26 protein-coding genes are annotated in these 23998 nt (G+C 58.6%); 2 read left to right on the top strand and 24 right to left on the bottom strand.

Going from position 1 to position 23998, the window contains the following annotated elements; all coding sequences use genetic code 11:
* Nucleotide 1 precedes the first annotated feature (1 nt).
* From HMPREF1147_RS03730 to cooS, 17 genes are all read right to left on the bottom strand, one after another.
* Entirely contained in the window at nt 2–1009 is a 1008-nt protein-coding gene (locus tag HMPREF1147_RS03730; protein WP_009350653.1) for a deoxyguanosinetriphosphate triphosphohydrolase, read from the bottom strand.
* Nucleotides 1010–1017: 8 nt separating this feature from the next.
* Nucleotides 1018–1401: a universal stress protein gene (locus tag HMPREF1147_RS03725; protein WP_009439433.1), complete on the bottom strand. Its 384-nt coding sequence runs from the start codon at nt 1399–1401 to the stop codon at nt 1018–1020.
* A gap of 103 nt (nt 1402–1504) precedes the next feature.
* Nucleotides 1505–2191, bottom strand: a complete 687-nt coding sequence (gene radC, locus HMPREF1147_RS03720) for a DNA repair protein RadC (protein ID WP_009657742.1) — start codon at nt 2189–2191, stop codon at nt 1505–1507.
* The gene (locus tag HMPREF1147_RS03715; RefSeq protein ID WP_009657751.1) at nt 2169–2747 is read right to left on the bottom strand and encodes a nucleoside triphosphate pyrophosphatase; all 579 of its coding nucleotides are present in this window, start codon (nt 2745–2747) and stop codon (nt 2169–2171) included. Before HMPREF1147_RS03715 ends, radC begins: the two co-directional genes overlap by 23 nt.
* A 118-nt stretch (nt 2748–2865) precedes the next feature.
* On the bottom strand, nt 2866–4143 hold the full coding sequence (locus tag HMPREF1147_RS03710; protein WP_009439540.1) for an SLC13 family permease: 1278 nt from the start codon (nt 4141–4143) through the stop codon (nt 2866–2868).
* Nucleotides 4144–4382: 239 nt separating this feature from the next.
* A complete protein-coding gene (locus HMPREF1147_RS03705; RefSeq protein ID WP_009350648.1) occupies nt 4383–4703 on the bottom strand; it encodes a hypothetical protein in 321 nt (106 codons plus the stop codon).
* Between the two features lie 455 nt (nt 4704–5158).
* Nucleotides 5159–5359, bottom strand: a complete 201-nt coding sequence (locus HMPREF1147_RS12245; protein ID WP_009657736.1) for a hypothetical protein — start codon at nt 5357–5359, stop codon at nt 5159–5161.
* A gap of 86 nt (nt 5360–5445) precedes the next feature.
* A complete protein-coding gene (locus tag HMPREF1147_RS03695; RefSeq protein ID WP_009657744.1) occupies nt 5446–6384 on the bottom strand; it encodes a Fic family protein in 939 nt (312 codons plus the stop codon).
* 257 nt (nt 6385–6641) lie between these two features.
* Nucleotides 6642–7043 (bottom strand): bacteriohemerythrin, encoded by a 402-nt coding sequence (locus HMPREF1147_RS03690; RefSeq protein ID WP_009350645.1) that lies wholly within the window; start codon nt 7041–7043, stop codon nt 6642–6644.
* 25 nt (nt 7044–7068) lie between these two features.
* Nucleotides 7069–7755: a hypothetical protein gene (locus tag HMPREF1147_RS03685; protein WP_009439410.1), complete on the bottom strand. Its 687-nt coding sequence runs from the start codon at nt 7753–7755 to the stop codon at nt 7069–7071.
* Nucleotides 7756–7779: 24 nt separating this feature from the next.
* Entirely contained in the window at nt 7780–9111 is a 1332-nt protein-coding gene (locus HMPREF1147_RS03680) for a GDSL-type esterase/lipase family protein (protein WP_009439503.1), read from the bottom strand.
* Nucleotides 9112–9900 carry a molybdopterin-binding protein gene (locus HMPREF1147_RS03675; protein WP_009657737.1) on the bottom strand — a complete coding sequence of 263 codons (789 nt, stop codon included), beginning with the start codon at nt 9898–9900 and terminating at the stop codon, nt 9112–9114.
* Between the two features lie 128 nt (nt 9901–10028).
* Nucleotides 10029–10919 (bottom strand): hypothetical protein, encoded by an 891-nt coding sequence (locus tag HMPREF1147_RS03670; protein WP_009657738.1) that lies wholly within the window; start codon nt 10917–10919, stop codon nt 10029–10031.
* 186 nt (nt 10920–11105) lie between these two features.
* Complete coding sequence (locus HMPREF1147_RS03665; protein ID WP_009350639.1) at nt 11106–11540, bottom strand: flavodoxin; 435 nt, start codon at nt 11538–11540, stop codon at nt 11106–11108.
* Nucleotides 11541–11584: 44 nt separating this feature from the next.
* Nucleotides 11585–12151 (bottom strand): DUF3793 family protein, encoded by a 567-nt coding sequence (locus HMPREF1147_RS03660; protein ID WP_009657758.1) that lies wholly within the window; start codon nt 12149–12151, stop codon nt 11585–11587.
* A gap of 237 nt (nt 12152–12388) precedes the next feature.
* Nucleotides 12389–13288 (bottom strand): SDR family oxidoreductase, encoded by a 900-nt coding sequence (locus tag HMPREF1147_RS03655; protein ID WP_009657756.1) that lies wholly within the window; start codon nt 13286–13288, stop codon nt 12389–12391.
* 64 nt (nt 13289–13352) lie between these two features.
* Nucleotides 13353–15539 carry an anaerobic carbon-monoxide dehydrogenase catalytic subunit gene (gene cooS / locus HMPREF1147_RS03650; RefSeq protein ID WP_009657749.1) on the bottom strand — a complete coding sequence of 729 codons (2187 nt, stop codon included), beginning with the start codon at nt 15537–15539 and terminating at the stop codon, nt 13353–13355.
* A 184-nt stretch (nt 15540–15723) separates the two neighbouring features.
* Between cooS and HMPREF1147_RS03645 the strand changes: the two genes are divergently transcribed.
* Entirely contained in the window at nt 15724–16443 is a 720-nt protein-coding gene (locus HMPREF1147_RS03645) for a hypothetical protein (RefSeq protein WP_009657732.1), read from the top strand.
* A 536-nt stretch (nt 16444–16979) separates the two neighbouring features.
* Here HMPREF1147_RS03645 and HMPREF1147_RS03640 read toward each other — a convergent pair.
* The 7 genes from HMPREF1147_RS03640 to HMPREF1147_RS03610 all read right to left on the bottom strand — a co-directional run bounded on the left by HMPREF1147_RS03640 (nt 16980) and on the right by HMPREF1147_RS03610 (nt 23287).
* Nucleotides 16980–17201, bottom strand: coding sequence for a hypothetical protein (locus tag HMPREF1147_RS03640; RefSeq protein WP_009657733.1), 222 nt, complete (start codon nt 17199–17201; stop codon nt 16980–16982).
* Nucleotides 17202–17344: 143 nt separating this feature from the next.
* Complete coding sequence (locus HMPREF1147_RS03635; RefSeq protein WP_009439366.1) at nt 17345–19273, bottom strand: TRAP transporter permease; 1929 nt, start codon at nt 19271–19273, stop codon at nt 17345–17347.
* A gap of 371 nt (nt 19274–19644) precedes the next feature.
* The gene (locus tag HMPREF1147_RS03630; protein ID WP_009657741.1) at nt 19645–20112 is read right to left on the bottom strand and encodes a DUF1850 domain-containing protein; all 468 of its coding nucleotides are present in this window, start codon (nt 20110–20112) and stop codon (nt 19645–19647) included.
* A complete protein-coding gene (locus HMPREF1147_RS03625; RefSeq protein WP_009657745.1) occupies nt 20113–21084 on the bottom strand; it encodes a TAXI family TRAP transporter solute-binding subunit in 972 nt (323 codons plus the stop codon).
* A gap of 139 nt (nt 21085–21223) precedes the next feature.
* Nucleotides 21224–21640: a hypothetical protein gene (locus tag HMPREF1147_RS03620; RefSeq protein WP_009657754.1), complete on the bottom strand. Its 417-nt coding sequence runs from the start codon at nt 21638–21640 to the stop codon at nt 21224–21226.
* Nucleotides 21640–22209, bottom strand: a complete 570-nt coding sequence (locus HMPREF1147_RS03615) for a gamma carbonic anhydrase family protein (RefSeq protein WP_009350628.1) — start codon at nt 22207–22209, stop codon at nt 21640–21642. Before HMPREF1147_RS03615 ends, HMPREF1147_RS03620 begins: the two co-directional genes overlap by 1 nt.
* A gap of 31 nt (nt 22210–22240) precedes the next feature.
* On the bottom strand, nt 22241–23287 hold the full coding sequence (locus tag HMPREF1147_RS03610; protein ID WP_009657760.1) for a hypothetical protein: 1047 nt from the start codon (nt 23285–23287) through the stop codon (nt 22241–22243).
* Nucleotides 23288–23690: 403 nt separating this feature from the next.
* On the opposite strand from HMPREF1147_RS03610, the gene HMPREF1147_RS12395 reads away from it, so the two are divergent.
* On the top strand, nt 23691–23998 hold a 308-nt coding region (locus tag HMPREF1147_RS12395; RefSeq protein WP_156791295.1), incomplete at its 3' end, for a helix-turn-helix domain-containing protein.

Below are 23998 nucleotides of genomic sequence, written 5' to 3'. Positions count from 1 at the left end.
TCTATATTGGCTGTATACTCATCTCGCCGACGGGCGGCACAAAGATCTCGTGAAAGAGCGCGACTGCATAGCTGTCCGTCAGCCCCGCCACATAGTCGACGACGCTCTGCTCTTTACCCCAGCGCTCGGCGCGCACAATGAAGGCGCGCGGAAGCGCATCAAAATGCTCCATAAAATGTGTCACCAGCGCCCGCAGGACAAATCCCGCCTGTTCGCGCTCGTGGGCAAGCGTTTTGGAGTGATAGATGCGCTCAAACATAAAGCTGCGGAACAGATCCATCACACGCTGCATCTCCTCCGACAGCCCCGCGTCGCCGCGCTGCTCGGAGGTCACAATCATATCCGATACCATGCGCGTGATCATCGCGGACGTATCCGCGCCAAAGCACTCGATCACCTCGCGCGGCAGGTCGCTCGCATGGAGGAGTCCCGCGCGCAGACTGTCGTCATAGTCGTGGCAGAGGTAGGCAATGCGGTCGGCGATGCGCACGATGCGTCCCTCGAACGTCGACGGCATCCCCTTTCCCGTATGGTTGAGGATGCCGTCGCGCACCGCGCCGGTCAGGTTCAGGCCGCGCCCGCCGCGCTCCAAGATCTCGACCATGCGCAGGCTCTGCTCGTTGTGGGCAAAATGCCCGATGATCTCCGCCATCACCGCCTCGCCCGCATGACCAAAAGGCGTATGCCCCACATCATGCCCGAGCGCGATCGCCTCCGTCAGATCCTCGTTGAGCCTGAGCCCTCGCGCAATCGTGCGTGAGATCTGCGCCACCTCGAGGCTGTGCGTCATGCGCGTACGGTAATGATCCCCTGCGACGATGTAGACCTGCGTCTTGTGCTTGAGCCGACGAAACGATTTGGAATGCAGGATGCGGTCACGGTCGCGTTGGAACTTCGTGCGGAACGGACACTCCTCCATCGCGTGGCTGCGCTTTGCATCACGGCTGCGCGCCGCCAGCGGCGAGAGAAGTTCGTCCTCCTGCGCCTCAAGACGCTCCCGGACGGTCACGGCGTCACCTACTTAATCACCATGACGGGAATCTTCGATTCCTCAATGACCTTTTGGCTGACGCTGCCGATAAAGACCCCTTTGAGGAGACCGAGCCCGCGGCTGCCCATGATGATGATGTCGCTGTGCTCCTCCTCCGCAACGGCGAGGATGGTCTTAGCGATATTACCCGTCTTGACGTGCTTGCGTGCGGCGCGTCCCGCGGGAATCTTCTCCCAGATGCGGTCAAATACGATATGGCTCGGAATATCCTTGTTGATGTTGCTCGCAACGTAGACGAAATCAAGCTCTGCATCGCATTTCTCCGCAAAGAACAGCGCCTCGTCAACCGCTTTGCATCCGCTTACGGAGCCGTCCACGGGCACGAGGATCTTTTTGATCTCGCTCATCATAATCCCTCCTAATCGTTTCTTCATCTGCATTGATAAATAGGGTTTATCAGTATATTTCGATGATTAGGGCGTGAAATCCTCTCTCCTCGAAAAAAAACTGTACTTAAATCAAACCGTGCTCGGCAAAGCTGTAATATCCCTCGCTTCCGAGCACAATGTGGTCGACCACAGGGATCGAAAGCAGCCGCCCCGCTTCCACGAGAATACGCGTGATGCGGTGATCCTCGGCGCTCGGCATCGGATCGCCGCTCGGGTGGTTATGCACGAGGATAACGCGTGCGGCGGCGCATCGGATCGCGGGAACGAACACTTCGCGCGGGTGGACAAGCGTCCGTGTGAGCGTCCCTCTTGATACTTCCGCCTCCATGATGATGTCGTTCTTCGACGTCAGCGGGAGCACGAGAAAATGCTCGTGAATCTCCGTACGATACCGCGGCAGGAGGAGATCGGCAACAACCTGCGCCTCGTCCACGCGGATGCGCGCGCCTGCACGCCGCTGCGCCCTGCTGCCGAGCTCGAGCGCGGCGAGCACCGTCGCCGCCTTGGCTAGACCGAGCCCGTCGATGCGCGCAAGCTCCTGCGCGGGCATGTAAAGCAGCGCCGATATGCGCTGCTCAGGCAGCTCGCTGATGATGCGGCGCGCCATGTCGAGCACATTCTCACCCCGCCGCCCCGTCCGAAAGAGGATCGCCAGCAGCTCCGCATCGGTGAGCTCTTGCGCTCCCTTTTCGATCAGCCGCTCACGCGGCATTTCTCCCGCCGGGAGCTCACGCATCTGCATGATCGTCATAGAGGCTGATGCCCGCCTCCCGCGCCAGCGCCGCAACATTTTGCAGCGGCAGGCCGACCACATTGGAATACGATCCGTGAATCTCCTCGATATACATTGCCGCCCGTCCCTGGATCGCATAGCCGCCCGCCTTGCCCATCGGCTCGCCCGATCTGACATAGCGTTCGATCTCCGCGGGGGGCATCGGTGCGAACTGCACTATGGTCTTCATCACATCCGTATACGCGCGCCCGCGATAGACCCACGCCACGCCCGTATAGACCTCATGCCGCCGCCCCGCGAGAAGCCCGATGACGCGGCGCGCATCGGCGAGATCGTGCGGTTTGCCGAACGCACGGCCGTCCACAACGACCGCCGTGTCCGCACCGAGCACCGCGTGCTCCGGATACTCAGCCGCAACCGCGCGCGCCTTCGCGAGCGCATTGCGCACAACCGCCTCATGCGGCACGGCCTCCTCCAGCGACTCCTCGGCACCGCTCGTCACAGCGGCAAAGTCAGCCCCGATTTGAAGCAGCAGATCCCGCCTGCGCGGCGAAGCAGATGCAAGAATAAACATGAGCCCCTCCTGAACTCTGAAAAAAATAAAGCCGCCGAAATTCGGCAGCTTCGCAAATTTCTATATTTTCTATTCGCCTTCCGGAATATTTTTCCTGCAAGGAAGTTCGTCCCTTTTTTTACAGAAGATATCGCAGATAGACGTATACGGTCGAGAGCACGATTGTCAGCAGCATCAGCGGGAAACCGATCTTAAAGTAACGCACGAACGAGATGCGCACGCCGCGCTCGGACGCCATGCCCGCGACAATGAGGTTTGCCGACGCGCCGACGAGCGTACCGTTGCCGCCGAGACATGCGCCGAGGGCGAGCGACCACCAGAGCGGCTCGAGATGCTCGATGCCCATCGCGCCCATGCCTTGAATGAGCGGAATCATCGTCGCCACAAACGGAATGTTGTCCAGCACGGAGGAAACGATCGCGCTCATCCAGAGGATCAACATCGACGTCGCCGTGAGATCGCCGCCCGTCGCCGCCACCGCGTGCTCGGCAAGCTCTGCGATGATGCCCGTCTCAATCAGACCGCCGACTGCGATGAACAGCCCGATGAAGAAGAATATCGTCGGCCACTCCACGGCATGCATCGCCTTTTCGACGAGCTGCTCGCTCCCGCCCGCGAGCAGGAGGAGGAGGAATCCGCCCGTGAGCGCGATCAGAGAGGACTCGATGTGCGTGAAGGAGTGCGTGAAAAATCCGAGGATCGTCAGCCCGAGCACGAAGAGCGCGCGTTTGAGGAGGGCGTGATCGCGGATCGCCGTCTTTTCGTCCATGCGCATGAGTTTTTCCCGGCGCTCCGGCGTCGTCACAAGATCTTTATGATAGATGCGCTCCATGATAAAGAGTACGGCGAGCATACAGATGACTGCAATCGGCGCGAGGTGCTCGATGAACATGACGAACGTCAGCTCCTTCACCGCACTGCCGATCATGATGTTCGGCGGGTCGCCGATGAGCGTCGCCGTGCCGCCGATGTTCGACGCGATGATCTGCGTCAGGAGGTATGGCATCGGATCGAGCCGCAGGATGCTCGTGATGCTGAACGTCACCGGCACCATGAGAAGTACCGTCGTCACATTGTCGAGGAACGCCGAGAACAGCGCCGTGATGAGACAGAGATAGACGAGGATGCGGCGCGGCTCCGCCTTTGCCGACTTTGCCGCCTTGATCGCCACGTAATCAAAGAGCCCCGTCTCCTTCGTCACGCCGACGAGCACCATCATGCCGACGAGCAGTCCGAGCGTCTCAAAGTCCACATGATGCAGCGCCGTCTCCTGCGAGAGAATGCCGAGCAGCATCATGAGCACCGCGCCGATCATTGCCGCGACCGTTCGGTGAATCTTCTCCGAGACGATCACCATATACATGACGACGAAAATAATGCCTGCAATTGTTGCCATCAAAACGCCTCCTTTGGCAGGGGGTGTGATATGCACGGAACCGGCGGTATATCGCCCGAACCTGCATGCGACTTCGTTCATTTTATCACATGGAAAGAAAGTATGACAAGTTTTTTATAATGTACAATTTGCTCATTCGTATTTTGCAGGCAAGCAAAAAGCGCTCCCACGACGGCATCTGCCGCACATAAGAGCGCATTCTCTCTTTTTCTCTATCCGGTAGTTCGTCGAGCCGCAGCTCACTTCGTCTTCTTCGCATCGGCATGGTTCAGCTCGACCGCATACGGATCGCCGAAGATCGCGCGCGACGCCGCCTTGTGGATGTCCTCGTCCAGCGAGTCCAGCGAACGCGCAAGATTTTCGATGTCGACCCGATACGCCTCGCTGTCCATACGATCCAGACGGCGAATCTGCTCCCGATACGAAAAATGCTCCGCGCGCATGTTCTCGAAGAGCGCGTCGTCCTTCGCAGGAGACACCGCCGCAGCACGCACCATCGCATAGATCGGAATCTGTTTTGCCGGATCGTCGAGCACCGACGCAAGTGATAATACCGACATCACTGCCACCTCATTTCCTTATGAGTATGTGTGAAGGGCGTCCGCCCTTCGGATGAGACACTTCCCTTGTCTCCCATGTATTATAAAGTGTTTCTCCGTTCTTGAACATAGTTCATTTTTCCTATTTTTTTGTATTTCGGCATTTTCTCCTGAAATTTTTATGAAAATATTTTTATTAGGGTATTGATTTTCATTCTCTTAAGTGCTATAGTATCTATAGGCTTTCGTTAGAGATCGTGTCCTGCGGATAGGATGCGGTTTTCCAAAGCTCTCCTAAAATATAATACACAGCAAAAATAACCCGCATCTGCTCATTGCGGGTTATTTTTGTGGCGTGACGCGCGATCTTGGCGCCTAGCGTCGTCATTTTCGGCGAACGCTTCGTCGACGCAGGTTTTTTACTACGCCTTCCTCGCGTTCACCTCGATTCCTAGCTATGCATCCAAGCTTGCGCGTCACGCCTCGCACGTCATCGGTTCGTCGAAAACTTTAAGGTTCAGTGCGTAAGTAAACGGACGCACGGTTCTGTTTTCCCTAAGCACGCCGCTTGGCATCGCCTTCATGCGCGCGGTAATCGTGTTCTCGGACTTATCGAGCATCCGCATGAGTTCCTTTTTACTGACGCCCGCACCGGAGAAGATCGTTGCTTGGAGCAATACATCGTACAGCTCCTTGAGCGTACGGTCGACCTCTAATTTTTGGATGCGGCTATAATAAACGTCATAGCGGCCTTTCTTTTCTCTCAGATTTTTTCCGTACCGCTGACGGCGGCATTCACAAATTCGAGCGTTCCCAATATAAACGGCGTGAGGTCGCCGCAGTTGATCGAGGCGTTTGTCATGGCGAAGAGGTCGTAATACCTCTTTTTATTTTGCTTAAGCAGGATAGAAAGCCGCAGTGCCACCGTCGGATGCAGTGTGCGCGCGAGCATGTACGAGGTAATGAAGCGTGACATGCGCCCGTTGCCGTCATAAAACGGATGAATATAGCCGAACAGATAGTGAAACACGGCGATCCGGACGAGTGCGGGCATCGACGCGTCATGCAGTATGAGGAGCGCCGCATCCATCGCATGTATGATTTGGGGTTCCGGATAGATACCGCGGTGGATCACCTTCTGCGTACCCGTGATAATGTCCACGCTTTCTTTGCGAAAGAGCATACCGTCCGGGAGGTTCTTCGGATCGCTGCGCCCAATTTCTTCGGCGAGGAAGGAATCGAATAGAACGCGCATATCACGGCTGTTTTCCATCGCAATATGCGCCCCGTCTATGATGCGCGCATATTTATCGACGATACCGCCGAGACGCATCCGCACGCGCGCGGCATCTCCGGCAGTAAGCGCGCTGCGGATCTCTCTGCGCGTACTTCGAACTCCCTCAATATCGTTGCTTGCCTTGATTTCATCAACAAGGCAGTCGTGAAGATATTGATCAATCCCCGCCTGAGGAATGTTCAGCAGCGTTTTTTGCAGAGCGGCGAAATCGATCATAATACGCTCCTGCCGGAGCGACATATCTTCACAGTAACAGAAAAAGCCGTCGTAACCGTTCGAGCGATTGTACTCTTTGATACGAATCCCGAGATGCTTTGTAAACGGACTGCCACAGCGCGCGCGATAGACTTCCTCCCATACCGCGGGACTTTTACGATAAAGACGAAAAAGGCTCTCGTAGGACATTTTTACCTCCTTTCCAAAATTTTGATACCTCAAAAAACACGATTTTTGAGGTGTCCGACAATTCAAACCTCAAAAAACGCAATTTTTGAGGTTTGGGGGGAGGGTACGAAAATCCCGCGCCCTATTGCCGTAACCTGAGTGACGCAGAAGTTTCGATGCATAGCTAGGCATGAGGAGAACCCAAGCGCCGGCGTAGTTAAAAGCTACGTCAAGCGCAGGATTCGACGAATAACGACGCTAGGCGCGAAAATCCCGCGTCACGCCTGAGCCTTGGGGATGCGGCAGTCCATCCCCTTAATATGCCCAAACAACCACCGCGCCAGGAAATCCAATATCTTCAACAGTTCTTCCTGCTGGTTCTCGTCGATGGCATCGAGATCGAGGCTGTCGACTTTTTGTATGAAGCGGAGGTGCTGATACCGCTCACTGAAGCGCTTGTCGTAGTTGATCTTCTCCATGTACGCTTCTTCGTTCGCAAAATGCGTCGCGGCGTAGTCGCGCAGCTCGCCGAGCAGGGCGACGATTTGGTCGTACTTATCCTCGGCAGCGCTCTCCATGACGAGCTCGTAGCATTCGTTTGTGAGGTCAAAGAGTTTTTGATGCTCGGCGTCAATCTCGTCAATCCCGGTCAGATAGTCTTTCGTAAATTCGTATTTCATCTTTCGTTTCTCTCCTTTTTCGCAATTAGTCCCAGCCCTGCAATGCCCAGTAACGCTCGGCGCCGTCGACGAATGCGTAAAAGCCGTTGTCCGAGCGGTCACTTGTTTCAATTTGAACGAGTTTCCAATGCCCCGTGTCCTGCTTCTCCAGCACGAGCCGGACATTGCCCTCGGGCATCAGGCGTCCGTAAGTACTCTCATCCCCCCGAACGCTGCACAGATAGACGGCGTGCGCTTCGTCCGCGGCAGTCAGCGCGATCGATGCGGCGGTATAATGCGCGGCAAACACGCGCATCTCGTCCGCGCCCCAGCGTGCGGCGCCGTCTTCACGCGTGACGGGGACGCGTTTCTCATCGAAATAATAGTCCAGCATGGCGCGCGCCGACGCGACATCGCGTGTGCGCCGCTCCGCCATATAGCGTGTCATAAAGGCGGCGTCGTGGCGGAAAAACCAATCGTCCGGGTACCGCTCGTGCAGTGCGTCAATATGCGCGGCAAGGAGTTCCGACGCGTTCTCGTGCATCCCGTAAAGAACGCGCTCCACGTCGACGTACTCTGCAAAACCCGCGGCGTCCTTTTTCTCGATCGCCGCACGAATCTGCATCAGTGCATATTCGTGTGTGTGCTCCTTCCAATAGCTCTTCGCGCAGACAAAACCGCCCACGGCAATCACCACGAGCAGGAGTGCCGCACACAGATATTGTTTCTTCATAAAGTCCTTCCGGAGGACACGCCGTTATTTGCCGTCCTCCGCTGCGGCGGCTGCCTTTCCCCGCTGCGCATGATGCAGCGCCTCATAACTTGCCCACTCGAAGTGCTCGCGCAGATAGAGATCAACCTGCTCGCCGATGTATTTTTTCCCCATGAGATCGGGATGCAGTCCGTCCGTTGTGTACGCCTCCTCGAGCTGCCCGTTCGCATCGGAGAGCGCGGTCGCGACGTCGATGCAGTATTCCTGCTGCATGACCCAGTTGTTGATGTAGTCGCGGTGTGCCCACCAGTCGGACGGCGGCGCCATGATGTCCATGCGCGCGCGCATGAGCGCGGGGCGAATGGGGGGTGCGGTGAGAAAAATCGGCGTGATGCCGTGCGCCGCGCACCGGTCGCGCAGGGCGGCGAGATTGCGGACGCTCTCCGCACCGTAGACACCCGATCGATAGTCGTTCACCCCTGCCATGATGATGAGCACATGCGGGGCAAAGGGGAGCACATCGCTGTCAAACCGTGCAAGGAGATCGGCAGTCGTGTCGCCGCTTCTGCCGAGATTTTTCACCGGCACGGCGCAGTAGGTCTCCCAGTCATATAGTGTATAGGACGGCGGCAGGGTAATCGCGCCGCCGCCGTGCGTGATGCTGTCGCCGAGGGCGGCAATCGGCGTGTTGCCCGCAACGTCAAAGGAGCCCTCCTCCGACCAGTCCGAGAGCGGCGCGCCCGCAGCTGTCACGCCGCGTACGCGGTAAACGTAATGCCCCGGCGTGCGGTAGGCGCGATCGTCGTAGACGTCATATTCCCCCGCGCGCAGTGTGCTCACATGGACGCTCCGCGCGCCGTCCCGCCGCTCAACCTCCACCTCGTGATGCTGCATCCCGGGCAGGGGGATCCACGAGTACACCGGGTAGAGCGGTGCGTATGCCATCGCATCAAACTCTGTGGTTAGAAGCGGCGCGGTCGGATTCTTCTCCTCCTGCGAGAGTGCACGCGGCTCGCTCTCACGCCCGATCGGCGTGCCGTCGTAGGAGAGCGGCTGCACCGTCCAGTACAGCTCCGCCGCATCGCCATACGCCGCAAGAGGTACGGCAACGCCCGTCGTATAGACGCGGCTGAGCAGAGCGACCTCTTTCATCCCCGCGCTCGGACTGCCGCGCAGGATGCGCACAGCGTAGCGGACTGCCCCCGCAAAGGGCTTCCAGTGCAGCCGCACGGATGTTATTTTTTTCTCCGCCACAGGATTCACCTGCGCTGCTCCGCGCGGCACCTGCCTTGCCGCGGCGTCTGTATGCACTGCGCCGCATAAAACAAGAACGGCAAGGAGCAGATAGGTGCCCCGCCGCAGTATCTCAAATCGCATTTAGTCCTCTTCCACATATTTGATATACTCTGCGCCAATCGCTTCTTTCGCGGCGGCAACGGTCGGCGCCATGAGGGCGCGCCCCTCCTCGTGCGTGGGGGCGGCGGCGGTCACGCGCACGAGCACGCCGTCCTCCTTCGCATAAGTCGCAACGGTCGGGTTCGCTCCGTCCACGAGTGCGCCGAGCCGGTCGGCGACAGGCGACTCTCCGACGAGCAATCCCTTTTCCGCCATTGTGAAGAGTTTGATATTCATGGATACGAATACCTTGTCGCTCTTTGACCGGAGAAAAACGCTGCACGCCTCATCGAACATCGGGATCATCTCTTTCGGCGGTCCCGGGAGCATGATGCACGCGCGCCCATCCTTCTCGATGATGACGCCGGGGGCGGTGCCGTTGTTGTTCTGGAGGACGATCGCCCCTGCGGGAACAGTTGCCTGCTTGCGCATACTCTCCGTGAGCGGGACGCCCCGACGCGCGGCGCGCTCCTCGAGACGGCGCAGCGCCTCCGCATCCTCGGTCGGGGTGCAGCCGAAATAAGAGAGCAGCATCTCCTTCGTCAGGTCGTCCTTCGTGGGGCCGAGTCCGCCCGTCGTGATCACACAGTCACAGCGCGTAAAAGCCACGTCAAGAGCGGCGCGCAGACGCTCCGGATTGTCCCCGACAACCGTCTGATAGTATGCATCAAGCCCCAAATGAGCAAGCCGCCGCGCGATGTGGCACGCATTCGTATTCACGATGCTGCCCATGAGGAGCTCCGTCCCCACACTGACGATTTCAACGACCATATCGTTCCCTCCGTGCATTTTAATTCCACGTTATTTTACTATATCGGGCGCAGGGATACAAGAGGGACAGGACGTTAGAAACGGGCTGCTGCACACATTTGTGCAGCAGCCCTTTTTTAAGGGATTCCCTATCCCTCGAGCTTAATGAGTCCCGGCTGCTCGATGTGCCACTTGTCATTTTTCTGCGAGAAGAGCGCGGGCATATCGACCGTGAGCTTCTCGTAAATCTTGCCGTCCTCGTAGCGTGCTGCGAAGGTCTCCTTCATGCCCCCTTCGTCGTGCATATGCTTATCGTACGGGAACATGGGGCTCGGCACGACGGCAAAATCCCCCGGCTGCCCCGGGATGCCATATGCCCAGAACGTCGCCTCGCCGATATCCTCAACCGTCTCGAATTTCGGCATATTCTTGCCGTCCTCCACCGCCGCGTGATCGCTGCACACAAGCAGATGCAGCCCGTATTTGGCAATCAGCGGCAGGCAGAGCTCCGTGCCGCGCTCGGCGGAAAATGTCTCACGCAGCGCGTGATAGTCGTCGAGAAATTCCTGCCAAATCGGCTTGCTCTCAAGGAGCGCATCGAGATCGATCTCCTCCTCCGGCTCCGGGTCGGGGGCGGGCGGCGGGGCAGGCTCCGGTTCGGGTTCCGGCTCCGGTGCGAGCGCCGCAGGAGGACGCTCCTTCAATTCCGCAACGTCCGTATCAATCTGCGCGATGCGTGCGCCAAGGCTTTCAATTTCATCTCTGAGCGACTGCACCTTTGCCGCGGTTTCCGAATCCTTTTGCACGGACGCCTGTATCTCCGCCGAAAGGCGCTCTGCCTCCGTGCGCAGCCACGAGACATGTCCCTCAATCGTATCCACCGTGCCGCCCGTCTGCCGCCACGCGTAGTATGTCGCGACGGAGGCGATCCCAACACTCGCCACGACAAGGACAAACGACAGTATCGTCATCACATCCGCCATGACGGGGTGAATGAACCCAACCGCCTGCACAGCGCTTGATGCTGCCTCAGTCTCCATAGATGTTCCCCTTCCCGATTCCCTCATATCTCTCATATGTGATCAGCCGCAGCAGGACACTACGGCAAAATGCACAAAATACTTGGTATATATTTCGCCGGCCTCCTTGAAAAATCCTCCACAGATGAGACACAAAAAAGAGCCGCTCCACGCGAAGCGACTCTTTTCCCTATGTGCGTCTATGGCTTAGAGTGCGCCGGCAAGGGCAGCGCCGAGGTTCTTGCACCCCTCCATACCCTCGTCATCCGGCTCGTTCTCTACAATGAACGTATCGACGAGTTTTGCGCCGGCATCCGTCGTGCGCTCTTTCCACGTCTCCATCCAAGCGCCTGCGCCCCAGCCCCACGAGCCGAAGAGCACGACCGGCTTGCCGGAGAGCTTTCCGCTGTCGACGGCGCCTGCAAAGAACGGCTCAAACGAACCTTCCTCGAGCTCCTCGGCACCCATCGAGGGGCATCCGAGCGCGAGACCGTCAAAGCCGTCAATCTGGTCGACGGAGAAGCTGTCCACCTCGAAGAGCTCAACCTCCGCGCCTGCACCTTCGATACCTGCGCGAACGCCCTCCGCCATCTTTTCCGTGTTGCCCGTGCCCGACCAGTACACAACCGCTGCTTTTGCCATGTGAAATCCTCCTCAAAAGAACTGCGAAGCGCGATGCGCTCCTGCTAAACCGCCTGCACCAGCTCTGCGAGCGGACGTCCCGCCTCGAGCCGCGTACAGAACTCCTGCGTGCAGGCAGAGTACCGCTCAAAGAGCGCACGCGCCTCTGCCTCGTTCGTGTAGACCTTCCAATATCCGCTGTAAAGAAAATCCTGTCCCCGCCGCGCAATAAAAGCCTGCACATCCTCCGGCGGATAGCCGAGGAACAGCCCCACCTCCGGCGGCAGCGTCTTGCGCACACGCATCCGCAGGCGCAGGAACTCCAGTCGGTCTTCCATGCTGTCCGTATCGCGGTAGCCCGCGCCCGCAAGGATCTCCTTTGCCCCGGGTGCGGCGAGCGCACGCTCCGCCAGCTCCGCCCGGTAAAAGAGAATGAGGACGTACTCCGTCCCCTCCGCAACGCGGAACGTCGAGATACCTTTGCAGGAAAAACAGGGCTCATAAGAGGCGAGCAGCCCCTCAAAATCCTCAAACCGGCTCTTTTGGAACGACAAGAGACTCCCTGACGTCAGCCCTGCGAGCAGGGGTGCGGCATGATAGCCAAGCAAATGCTCAAAGTCCGGGCAGCGCACGAATATCTCCCCCTTTTGCTAAATGTGCACAGTAAAGCGGCGCACATCAATAAAATCCCAGTCTCTCGCTATTATAGCCGAAGTGATTCTCATTAGCAATAGGTCAATTCGTCACAGGAGTATCCGAATATTGGTCCTCTCCTATTATAGCGAAGTTTTTTTACCATGACAACAGGTCGCAGTATAATCTTTTCCTATGTGAAACGAAAGAATCCTCACATGATATTGTATAAAAGCCTATCGTTTCAGTTCCTTCAACGCTTCTTCTACGTCCGTATAACGCACTACCGCAGGGTCATTAACAATTTGTTCCGCCTCATACAACGCGTCTATCGTATCCTTATTGGGCTCCTCCTCACACTTCTGATTCCTGCTCGAACCCGCCGCATAGGGAAGGAGCGGGTCCGTGAGCTCGAACTCGTAGGTCTCGCGGTCGACGCGCCCGAGAATCTTGTCGTTGTCGTAGAGCCTGAGGAGGAAGTCCGCCATCTGCTCCGCCGTGTGATAGGTGCCGAACCGCGCGTTGTAGTCGTAGGTCTCCACGTCGTTGGCGACCTTGCCGAACTCGGTTGCGGTCGCCGCGGGCGCGAGTACCTTCGCGCGCAGCTTTGCGCCCGATGCGATGAGTTCCTGTGCCAGCCCCTCTGTGAACGCGCTCACATAGAACTTCGTCGCGCAGTAGGTGACCGCCGTCGGCACGATCGTATAGCCGCCGCAGGAGGAGATGTTGATGAGCTGCGCGCCCGCCGCATCGCGGTAGTCGTGCACAAAGAGGGTCGAGAGAATCGTCAGCGCCTCGATGTTGAGCCGCAGAATGGATTCGATTTTTGTGAGATTCTGCTCCGCGACGCTCCCGTAGCTGCCGAATCCCGCATTGTTCACCCACGTCTCGATCCCATAGGCGCGCAGCTCGTCATAGAGCCGGTGCGCGTTCTCCGGTACGGACAGATCCGCCGTCTTGACGACGACTTCTACGCCGGGATGCGCCGCCATGATCTCGTCGCGCAGGCTGGCGAGCTGCGTCTCGCGCCGCGCGGTGACGATGAGGTTCTTGCCGCGTGCCGCGAACGCCTTTGCCGCCGCATAGCCGATGCCGGAACTCGCGCCCGTAATGACCGTATATTTTTTATCGCTCATTTGAAAAACCTCCTTTGCTTCATTTTTATCATATACCTTGGCGTTTGCTTCATGTCAAGTTTTTTCATGCGCCGATGCCCGCAGCTTCAGGAGCGTGCAGTGCGAATGTCGGCGGGGCGGTGCGGACGGGCGCGCCGCAGTCCGCCCAGCCAAGTGCCGCGCGCGCGGCGTCGATGTCCTCGATGATCTTTGCCGCGAGTGCCTTCGGGTCGGTGTTGACGGTCATGACCGCACCGAGCGTCTCCGCCGTGTCGCGCTTAAGAAAGTTCTCGACGTTGGTTGATCCCTGTACGGGCGGTTCGACACAGTGATAGGAGTTGATGCCGAACAGGCGGAACGCGAGCGATGCGTCGAGCCCCTTTTCGTTCGCCCACTCGGGGCTGGTGAACGCATACGGCATGTCCTTGATATCGATGCCCGCAGCGGCTGCCGTCGCGCCGAGGATGGTCGATGCGCGCGTGTTGTCCACGCACTCGCCCATGTGCCAGACGGGCGGCTGATCGGCGCCGAGGAAGGCACGCAGTCCCGCACCCGTCTTGTCGAGCGCTGTGAGGCTGCAATAGCCGAGTTTCAGCAGGGGGAAGGACGCGCATCCGTTGGTAAAGATGAGGATGTCGTTTTTGATGAGCGCCTCGGCGATGTCCACAATGGCGCGCTCGTAGACGACGCGCGGGTTGTTGCACCCGACCATGTTGACGATGCCGCGAATCTGCCCCGATTTGAGCGCGTCTGCGATCGCGCCGAAGCCCCGGTACCGCGCCCCTACGGACTCCGCGCTGAACCCGATCTCCGCCGTCACCTCGTACGCGGGGATAAAGACGGGTACGTCGCGCCGTGCGGCAAAACTCTCGATGGCGCGCGTGACGATCTTCTTCGCAATGTTCTCGGTCTCGCCGATGTTCGAATGGTAATGGTCATAGGCATAGTGCTCCGCGCCCGGCAGGCGTGCGGCATCGCTCGTCGTGACGACCGTGGTCTTAAAGCAGCGCGCGACATCCATAATCGACGGGAATACGTCCTGCACGTCCGCAACCCAGAGATCTAGCGCGCCCGTGCCGAGGACAAGCTCCGCGCCGACCGCGTTCGAGAGCGGAATGACGCCCTCGTAGCGGTACATCGCCGCAAGGCAGGAGCAGCAGATGCCGTAGAACTGTATGCCCTCCGCGCCGTGCTCCTTCGCGAGTGCAGTCATCTCCGCGGAGCGTCCGATACGGACGATCTCGCTGACGAGCGTCGGCAGATGCCCGTGGACGGCGATGTTGACCCAGCCCTTTTTGAGCGCGCCGACGTTGACCTTCGAGGTGGCGCGGTGTCCGACGCCAAAGAGCGCGTCCGTCGCAATGTTTGCTGCGACGACGCCCGTATAGCAAAACGCGAGCCCGCAGCGCAGGAACTGTTTCATAACGCTCTCCCAGTCGCCGTCCGTGCCGCAGCCCGTGCGGTGAAAGGCGTCGAACACCTCATTGTACGCGCTGATGGGGAGGATGTCGAGCTTCTTCCAAACCTTTTTCCGCTCGGCGGGCGCGAGCGCGGCGATGGAGCGGTACTCCTCGGGGAGCGCGCGCGAAAGATCTGCGAGGAGGACGTCGGCGAGTTTGCCCGCGAGCCGCTTTGTGCTCTGTCCGCGCGTCGTGATGCCAAAGGCATGGGCGACCTCGCGGATGCGCTTGGCGCCAAGCAGCGGCAGTTTCAGTTTCCCCTCGGCGGCAAATTTCAGCGAGAGGAGCACCTCGCGCGCATGTGCGCCGTGCTGTGCGACGCCGCCCGCCGCGCTGCGCAGGAGGTTGCGCGCGACGATGAGGTCGGCATCCGCGCCGCAGATGCCGCGCGGGCTCTTCGGCGTGATCTTGCAGGGCCCCATGTTGCAGTTCTTGCAGCAGACACCCGCCATGCCGAACGCGCACTGCGGCTGCTGCTTGTCGAACCGATCGAACGCCGTGTCGCAGCCGATCTGCTCCATGTAGAGCAGCATCTCGCGCACCGCGGGGTCGGGCGTCTGCTCGAGCACCTGCTGACGCGACGGGAACGTCTTGCGGTACGCCGAGATCGCCTGCATGTAGTCGTTCACGCCGCCGTGCGTATGCGGATGCGCCGCGTCATGCGTGTGTGCGTGCCACTTGTCCTGCACGTGCTCATGATCATGCGGATGATCATGATCGTGCGTGTGGTCATGTCCGTGATCGTGCGCATGGGTGTGGTCATGCCCATGCGTGTGGATGTGCTCATGTCCTGCTTCTCGTGTCGCAGCCATCGTCATCTCTCCTAACATTTTCAAACATATAGTTTTACTATGTATCATGCACTTTATAACATATATGTTTTTCTGTCAACTGTGTTGACAAAGAAAATAACGGTTCTCAATGTACACCTTGCCAAAGTATTTGCGCTCTGCTAGAATACAAACGGAAGCAACGGTGAACCGATGGGAGGCAATCATGGTACGGAAGAACTACGCACAGTGCGTGCGCACGGCGTTTGCCGCGCTGCTCTTCGGACTGCTCGCAGTGACGAGCGGCTGTTTCAGCGGCGACGTGAACCTCGTCGTCAACGACGACGGCAGCGCGGATCTGAAGACGACGCTCGTCAGCGTGCCGATGCTCGCGGAGATCGTAGAGCAGAGCAAGGCGGCGGCGGTGGAGAAAAATCCGGATGCGCAGGTGACGCCCGTGACGAAGGACAACAATATGTCGGGCTACGAGATCTCGGAGCATTACGCGACACTCGATAAGCTCTCCGACGTGGACTTTTTCGCCGCACACGAGGGGAAAAACGTGGGGATTACGGCGGCAAAGTCGTTTTTCTACGACGACTGGAATTTTGATCTCATCTTCAGCGGGACGGAGAGCGGCGGCGGCGCGGGTGCGTTCGCGAGCAACATCACGTTCACCTATGAGATGACGCTGCCGGTCACGCCGACCTCCTCGAACGCCGACCGCATTTCCGATGACGGCAAGACGCTGACGTGGAACCTCGGCAAGACGCTCACCACGGGCGAATCTACAAAGATCGAGGTCGCGTTCCGCATGTGGCACAAGCCCGCCCTCATCGGCACCGCCGCCCTCCTCTTTCTCCTCGTCGCCGGCACGGCATACGCCGTCCTGCGCCGGAAGAAATCGCCGGCGGATACGGCAGACGGCGCATCACAAAACGCATGAGAACGCAAAAAGAGCCGGAGTGAGATTGTGTAAAATACAGTCTCGCTCCGGCTTTTTTATTGCCGTCATCCCCTCTTGGAGATACGCGCGCATTATTTGCAAGAGGGCACGGCACGCCGTGCCCCTACAAGGCGCGCATATGTCGATAGTTTTCCCACGATGTAATGACAGGGCGATGCGCAAAAATCGCACGCCAAACCGTAACCTGAGTGATGCGGAAGTTTCGATGCATAGTTAGGAACTCCAGTGAACGCGAGGAAGGCGCCCTCTTTACGAAATCCGATCAACCCATGCCGCCCCCGTAGGGGCACGGCGTGCCGTGCCCTCAAACGATTTAGGGCGGCGTAACGTATCGCGCCGTACGAATAACGACGCTAGGCACAAAAGCCCGCGTCACTCAAACCTCCGTGTGATACCAACTTCATGCACGAACAGAACTAACGTCTATGATGGCGCACAGTTCATATTCTATCAACATTATCTGCTTGTAAAAAAATCCCCCGCCGATGCATCGCATCGCCGGGGGGGGGCAGGTGTTACCGCGCTTCGTTTTTCAGAATGCCGCTTGCCTGCGGCGCGCGTCGGAAGGACTTCATGTCTTTGAGCGGCAAGGGGTTCTTTCGGCTCTGTCCCACTTGCCTGATGTCCGTCTCCGCATGTACTGCGTTCTCCGTGCTGTAAAATGGAACCGTCGCCGACGAAGCCCCTTTCACGTCACCGGTTTTCCCCTTCCCAATGACCGTCTGTGCATGTGCCACTCCCCTCACCCCTTTCATGCATCATATGCGCATATCATAGCACACAAATGCCGCTATGGCAAATCATTTGTTTCAAAACGACGATTTTCCTCCATAATTAAAAAACAAGCGCTGTCGCCGGTCGGATGCGCCTGTTTTCATATTTATTCGCGATTTTTTCTCTTTTTCCGCAGATTCTGTATCACAAGTATCGCGGCAAAGAGAACAAGTCCGATCATATCGGTCGTACTGCCGGGCTTGATCATCAGCAGCCCCGCCATGACGAGCAGAACGCGCTCATAAAGCTTGCAGTCGTCCGCAAGGAATCCGCAAAGTGCGGAGCTGACGGCGATCATGCCGACGAGCGCGGTGAGCGTCGCCGTGACGAGTGCGAACGGCGTCGCATCCACCATGAGAATGACGGGTGAGAGCACGAAGATGTACGGGATGATAAACGCCGCGACTGCGAGTTTCGACGCGTGGACGCCTGTTTTCAGAGGATTGCCGCCGCTGATCCCCGCGCCTGCATAAGCAGCAAGTGCGACGGGCGGCGTGACGTCCGCAATGATACCGAAGTAGAACACAAACATGTGTGCGGCGAGGATTGGCACGCCCATCTGCACGAGCGCGGGCGCGGCGATGGTCGAGGTAATGACGTAGTTCGCCGTCGTCGGCACGCCCATGCCGAGCACGATGGCGGTGATCATCGTGAAGAACATCGCGGGGAGCAGCATCCCGCCCGCCGCATCAATGAGCCCCGAGGCGAGGCGCAGCCCGACGCCCGTCTTGGTCACAACACCGATGATGATGCCTGCCGCTGCGCACGCGATGAGGACACCGAGGACAGCCTTTGCCCCGCGCTCGAGGCCATAGACAATCTCCATCGGCTTCATCCGTGTGGAACTCCGCAGCATGGCGCAGATGATGGAGAGCACGATCGCGACGAGCGCCGCGCGCATCGGCGTATAGCCGGAGACGAGGAGGTAGACGATGACGACGAGGGGAATAGCGAGGTGTCCGCGCTCCTTGAGCAGGGTCAAGGGATTCGGCAGCTCGCTGCGCGGGATTCCCTTGAGGTTTTTGCGCTTTGCTTCAAAGTGGACGCCGAGCCAAACGCCTGTGAAATAGAGGAGTGCGGGGATCGCCGCCGCCTTGACCACCTCAATGTAGGGTACGCCGACGAACTCCGCCATGAGGAACGCCGCCGCCCCCATGACGGGCGGCATGAGCTGTCCGCCCGTGGAGGCAGCCGCCTCGACAGCGCCCGCGAAGTTCGCATCGTAGCCGAGTTTTTTCATCATCGGAATCGTGAGCGAGCCCGTCCCGACGACGTTGGCGACCGAGCTGCCGGAGACCGTTCCCATAAGACCGCTCGAGAGGACGGCCACTTTCGCGGGGCCGCCGCTCGCCCAGCCCGCGACGGCATTGGCAAGGTCGATGAAGAATTTCCCCAGCCCCGTACTCTCAAGGTACGCACCGAAGAGGATGAACAGGAAGATGAACGTAGAGGAGACGCCGAGCGGGATGCCGAAGATCCCCTCCGTCGTGAAGTAGAGATGCCCGACGAGCTGTTCGAGCGTCAGCCCGCGATGTGCGAGGACGCCCGGCATATAGGGACCGAGGAACGCATATGCGAGGAAGAGGAGGACGACCGTGACCATCGGCAGCCCCACAACGCGACGCGCCGCCTCGATGACAAGCAAGATCCCAAGCACGCCGACGACTGTATCCACCCCCGAGACAGAGCCCGCACGCGTTACGAGTTCGCGGTACTGGATGACGATGTACGCGGGTGCCGCCGCACCAAGGACGGCAAAGAGGACATCGATCGGGTGAAAGAACGCATCGCGCGTCCATTTTCTCCGGAATGGATAGAGCAGATACGCGAGCGCAAGTCCAAAACCGAGATGCACCGCGCGCTGGAGCTGTGCGTCGAGTACGCCGAACGTCGCCGTATAGAGCTGGAATACGGAGAACGTGATCGCAATCGCGGCGATGATCTTCTTCGGAATCCCTTCGTAATGCACGGTATCCGACTCGCGGTCGTATTTTTTCAGGATCTCATCCGTGTTCACTGTATTCTTATCGTTCATACGGCATCATTCACTTCCTTTGTGTATTTTTTAGCGCAGCAAATAATCATGAAATCACGGGATACCAGACGCCCCTGTTATCGGTGCGCATGGAGAGCTGCATTTACCCACGATGTAAGGCGCGCGTTGATTGATCAAGGGCACGGGCACGGCACGCCGTGCCCCTACCATACGCGCGTATTTGGTAATCTCCCCCACGATGAAAGAACTCCTATAAGTGCCAAAATCCCGTGTCACGATCCATGCCGCCCCCGTAGGGGCACGGCGTGCCGTGCCCTGTAACGATATACGGCGGCGTAACGTGTCATTGTGACACAGCTAGGCGCCAAAATCCCGCGTCACACCTAAATCATGCTGCATCTGCTCCGAGATTAAAATATCCCCCGATACAGCGGCGCGACAAACAGGTCTACCTTCGTCCCCGGCGCATACATTTCATAGAGCGGAATCTCGCGCCCCGCCGCCTCGATGCGCAGCTGCGTCCCGACACCCGTTCGGAGACTCAGTGACGGGTAGTCGCGCTCCATATCGAGGACAAAATAGTCGCCTTCGCGGCGAAACTGCCCCTCCTCGGGGAGGAAGGGCAGCCCGACGCCGTGTGATTGATAGCGCGTCCCCGTCAGGTGAAAATGCCCGTCCGCGTGTACCGTCAGGAATTCCTCGACAGGCGTTTTCTGTACCGAATGGATGAACCGGATCGTGAGCGGTACCTCATCCTTCACCTGTGCCGTGAGCACCTCCCGATGCCCGTCCACCTCCATGAGGAGTGCGGGCGCCGAAAGGATGTCAAACGCGACCAGCCCCGCCGCAGCAAGGAGCGCGATCAGATAGGCTCTCATTTACTCGCCGAAATACTTCTCCGCGCCCGCGTTCATTGGGAGCGACATGCCCGCTTTTGCAGTTTCTTTCGTAATCTGCTTGCCGACGGCGTGCGCGCCCTGCAGGCGGTCGAGATGGGTGAAGATCGCTTTCGTGATGTCGTACCCCATCGCCGCATCGACCGAGGGTCCCGCCACGAGCATCGCCATCACGGAGACGCTCGGCACCGCCTCGTCAAAGCCCGCGTATGTCCCTGCAGGGATGACGGTCTTGGTATAGAACGGATACTTGGCGATGAGCCCGTCCGCAACGTTCTCCTCCACGGGGAGCAGGCGCACCGGGTTCTGCGAAGCGATGTCCTGCACCGACGCCGTCGGGTAGCCGGCCGTCAGGACGGCAACATCCACGTTGCCGTCCTTGAGTGCGCTCGCGCCCTCAGCAAACGAGAGAAACTGCTCGTCGATGTCATCATAGGTGATGCCGTATGCCGCGAGGATCTGGCGCGCGTTCGCCTCAACGCCCGAACCCGCCGCACCGACCGCGACGCGCTTGCCCTTCAGCTCGCTGAGACTCTTGATACCGGACGATTGGAGCGTCACGAACTGGCAGGTCTCAGGGTAAAGGGATGCAATCCCCTGCAGCCCCTCCACCTTTTTCCCCTCGAACATCTCCGTGCCGTTCACGGCGTAAAAGGTGATGTCGTTCTGCACTGTCGCGAGATCGATGGACTTATCTCGCAGCATATTGATGTTCGCGACAGATGCGCCCGTGCTCTGCGCACTCGCATTCATGCCCGGGATCTCCTTGTTCAGTATCTCGGCGATCGCGCCCCCGATGGGGTAGTACGTCCCCGCCGTTCCGCCCGTGCCGATGTTGAGGAACTTCTTTTCTCCGCCGGCGGAGTCCCCGCCGCCGCAGCCGACGAGCAGCGCCGTGGAGAGTGCGGCAATCGCACCCGCCGCAAGGATTTTCTTTACGGTAGAAATGTTCATGGTCTCTTCCTCCTGTACGCAATACCAACATCATCGAAAGTCCCGCTCCCCGCGCGGAATAATGTGGATATTCTAACACAAAGCGTCCCATGCCCGCAAGACAAGGAACGCTTAGTATACAAATATACATGAAGTACGTTTAATTTTTCACAAAATCCGTGGACGTACCATCCGCTTTTGCGCGGGCAATGAGTTCCTTCAGCCGCACGATGTTCTTTTTATGCAGATCCATGGCAAAGCGGATGCGCTTCTTCTCCTCCTCGGTGAACTCCGGCTTTTGGTACGCTTCGCTGATGCGCACGAGCCGCGCCTCCACGTCGCGCAGCTCGTCCTCCATCGGACGCACGTGCATGAGCGCAAGACCGTAGACGGCGCGCATCTGCTCCTCGATGTAGGCGGCATAGCCCGGCTCTCCGGAGGTATGCTCGAGCCACTGTGCGACATGATAGATGATGTCGTACGGCGACTCGCCGCCGTGGATCATGCCCGCGATCTCCATCTTGACCTGCTGTTCACCGCCGTGCGGGAGTTTGCGCGCGGGCTCCGTGTCCGCCATCAGATGATCTTCTCTCCGTGATAGCGTTCGCCGCCGATCTCGGGATAGACGCCGTACTCGACCGACCACTCGCATTTATATTTCAGCGCCTGCGCGTGGATCGTTGCGATGCGATCCATGTTCTCACGCACGATCTTGCCCGGCACGCCCGCCACGAGCGAGTTCGGTGGGATCACCGCGTTCTCCTTGACGACCGCGCCCGCAGCGATGATCGAGCCGCGCCCGATCTTTGCGCCCGTCAGCACCGTCGCGCCCATGCCGATGAGGACGTGATCCTCGATCTCACAGCCGTGGATGCACGCGCAGTGTCCGACCGTCACATAGTCGCCGATGATGCAGGGCTTGTTGTCCGCCACATGCAGGCAGGTCAGATCTTGAATATTGGAGCACTCTCCGACCGAGATATAGTCCACATCGCCGCGCGCCACGACCCCCGGCCAGAGACTCGCGTATTTTGCAAGGCGCACATCGCCCGAGAGAAAAACCTGCGGGGCGACGAACGCCTCTTCGTCAATCTGCGGCGTGATGCCGTGAAAGCTTGGAAATTGATCACCTTTGAATGTATACATAGCAGTTCCCTTCCATAATAATAATCTGTCGCTACCCGCGCATACTGAAAAATTCCTTAACCTGCGCCGTGTGGTAGTACCGCTGCGCCGCCATGAGAATCTCAGCGGGCGTGGGTGCGGGACGCAGTGCAGGGGCATTTTCGCTGTGCGGATATTTTTTGCGCTTTTTGTCGAGCTCCTTCTTTGCCGCGTCGAGCGGCGTGTCGGGCAGCTCCTTGTACGCCTTCGAGTTCGAATACTCCATCCACTCGCGCTGATAGGCGCGCAGTTGATAGACGTGCTCCGTATCGAGCGGCGTGAGCTTTGTCCCCGTCAGCGCGGAGCGGCGCAGCTCATCCTTTTCCGCAGGCGTGAGCGCGCGGTGTCCGCCAAACGCCTGTGTCGCCTGCGGCATTTCCTCGCGCGGGGATTCCTCCGTGCCCGGCGCATCCGTGTCCGCACGCTGCGCCGCGGCATCCGGCGCGGCATCCTTGCCGATCGCGTCGCCCGCGATCGCGGCGTTCATCTCCGCGCTGCTCGGCTCTGCCGGCATATCCAGAGCGGCGGCTTCTCCGCCCGTATCCGGCACGCCGTCAGCTCCTGCGGTAGACGCAACAGATGTCCCCGCCGCAGCTGCACCGCCTCCGCCGCCCTGCACCGCACTCCGGAGACTCGGTGCCTCTGCACCGCCCGTCGCGCGCATCTCCGCGAGCACCGCGATGTTCGCAAGCGTGACTGCACGCAGTGCCTCCTCCTTCGTCTTGGCACGCTTTAAGGCGCGGGCGAGTTCCTCGCGGCGTTCCTCAATACGCGATACCTTCTCATAGAGATCGGGATCGTGATCCCTCAGGTACTCCTTATCCGCGCCCGAGAGCTTTTGCCCCTGCCGCAGCTTCTGCCGGATGCGCATAGAGCGCAGCTCATCGCTCTCCTGCACCTGTGGGAGGAGCGCGGCGGACTGCGTTTTCTTCATGTCCTGCGGCATCCCGAGCGCCTGCGCCAAACTCTGTCCCGTACGCAGACGGTAGTTCATATCACGCCGCAGGTTTTTCATCCGTGTGTAGTCGCCGATGCGGCCGATCGTTTCAAACATATGCATATGCTTACCTCCGTGTAATGCAAAACGCAATATTTCTCTATGATATTATCGGCGCAAGCGCCTAATAGATAAAGCATCTCAGCGCTGTATCCCCTATTTTACCCCATTTTGGGCAAAAAGAAAAGCCGGTCGCCCGGCTCGTACTCCCTGCGTCTCCCTTTGGTCGTCCATGCACTCTATTCTTTCTTAATAAAAAATTGCAGTGTGCAGACACTAATCCCCCCGCCAAGTCCCGAATGCGCGCATTCACCAAGGCGGACAAATCGTTCCGAAGGCATATGATTCATCCACGAACCATATGACAGACAGGAAATTTACGGGTGTTAATGTAACACATTTATCATTCTAATGCAAGTGATATTGTGAACAAAATTTCATTTTTTTCATTGCAGGTGAAATTTCAATGGTTCATGGTAAAATGAAGTGGGACAGAAAAAAAGGACAGGCAGCGCTCAATGTGTTACAATGTTTTCACCACAAAAACAGAACAGAAGGTGCTGCCATGTCCCATACTCATTCTACCACAACCACGCGCTCATATAAACACCTAGACCCATATCGGCGCGGACAAATTTTTGCCCTCCTATCCACCGGTATGTCAAAGACTGACATTGCAAAGCAGGTGAAGATCTCCCGCTCTACCTTGTATCGGGAGATTACACGCGGCACTGTGACACAAATGCGCTCAGACCTTACCACATACCAAAAGTA

The organism is Selenomonas sp. FOBRC9 (assembly GCF_000287655.1).
Lineage (GTDB): Bacteria > Bacillota > Negativicutes > Selenomonadales > Selenomonadaceae > Centipeda > Centipeda artemidis.
The sequence above is the reverse complement of the archived record's forward strand: the minus strand, read 5'-3'. Positions and strand labels throughout refer to the sequence as shown.

Coding starts and splice junctions, on each gene's coding strand:
- cooS (WP_009657749.1), bottom strand. CDS start 15,539: ATGGCTGCGACACGAGAAGCAGGACATGAGCACATCCACACGCATGGG.
- HMPREF1147_RS03705 (WP_009350648.1), bottom strand. CDS start 4,703: ATGTCGGTATTATCACTTGCGTCGGTGCTCGACGATCCGGCAAAACAG.
- HMPREF1147_RS03670 (WP_009657738.1), bottom strand. CDS start 10,919: ATGGAGACTGAGGCAGCATCAAGCGCTGTGCAGGCGGTTGGGTTCATT.
- HMPREF1147_RS03695 (WP_009657744.1), bottom strand. CDS start 6,384: ATGTCCTACGAGAGCCTTTTTCGTCTTTATCGTAAAAGTCCCGCGGTA.
- HMPREF1147_RS03630 (WP_009657741.1), bottom strand. CDS start 20,112: ATGAGAGCCTATCTGATCGCGCTCCTTGCTGCGGCGGGGCTGGTCGCG.
- HMPREF1147_RS03645 (WP_009657732.1), top strand. CDS start 15,724: ATGGTACGGAAGAACTACGCACAGTGCGTGCGCACGGCGTTTGCCGCG.
- HMPREF1147_RS03635 (WP_009439366.1), bottom strand. CDS start 19,273: ATGAACGATAAGAATACAGTGAACACGGATGAGATCCTGAAAAAATAC.
- HMPREF1147_RS03620 (WP_009657754.1), bottom strand. CDS start 21,640: ATGGCGGACACGGAGCCCGCGCGCAAACTCCCGCACGGCGGTGAACAG.
- HMPREF1147_RS03625 (WP_009657745.1), bottom strand. CDS start 21,084: ATGAACATTTCTACCGTAAAGAAAATCCTTGCGGCGGGTGCGATTGCC.
- radC (WP_009657742.1), bottom strand. CDS start 2,191: ATGACGATCATGCAGATGCGTGAGCTCCCGGCGGGAGAAATGCCGCGT.
- HMPREF1147_RS03680 (WP_009439503.1), bottom strand. CDS start 9,111: ATGCGATTTGAGATACTGCGGCGGGGCACCTATCTGCTCCTTGCCGTT.
- HMPREF1147_RS03715 (WP_009657751.1), bottom strand. CDS start 2,747: ATGTTTATTCTTGCATCTGCTTCGCCGCGCAGGCGGGATCTGCTGCTT.
- HMPREF1147_RS03665 (WP_009350639.1), bottom strand. CDS start 11,540: ATGGCAAAAGCAGCGGTTGTGTACTGGTCGGGCACGGGCAACACGGAA.
- HMPREF1147_RS03615 (WP_009350628.1), bottom strand. CDS start 22,209: ATGTATACATTCAAAGGTGATCAATTTCCAAGCTTTCACGGCATCACG.
- HMPREF1147_RS03710 (WP_009439540.1), bottom strand. CDS start 4,143: ATGGCAACAATTGCAGGCATTATTTTCGTCGTCATGTATATGGTGATC.
- HMPREF1147_RS03725 (WP_009439433.1), bottom strand. CDS start 1,401: ATGATGAGCGAGATCAAAAAGATCCTCGTGCCCGTGGACGGCTCCGTA.
- HMPREF1147_RS03610 (WP_009657760.1), bottom strand. CDS start 23,287: ATGCATATGTTTGAAACGATCGGCCGCATCGGCGACTACACACGGATG.
- HMPREF1147_RS03690 (WP_009350645.1), bottom strand. CDS start 7,043: ATGAAATACGAATTTACGAAAGACTATCTGACCGGGATTGACGAGATT.
- HMPREF1147_RS03675 (WP_009657737.1), bottom strand. CDS start 9,900: ATGGTCGTTGAAATCGTCAGTGTGGGGACGGAGCTCCTCATGGGCAGC.
- HMPREF1147_RS03655 (WP_009657756.1), bottom strand. CDS start 13,288: ATGAGCGATAAAAAATATACGGTCATTACGGGCGCGAGTTCCGGCATC.
- HMPREF1147_RS03685 (WP_009439410.1), bottom strand. CDS start 7,755: ATGAAGAAACAATATCTGTGTGCGGCACTCCTGCTCGTGGTGATTGCC.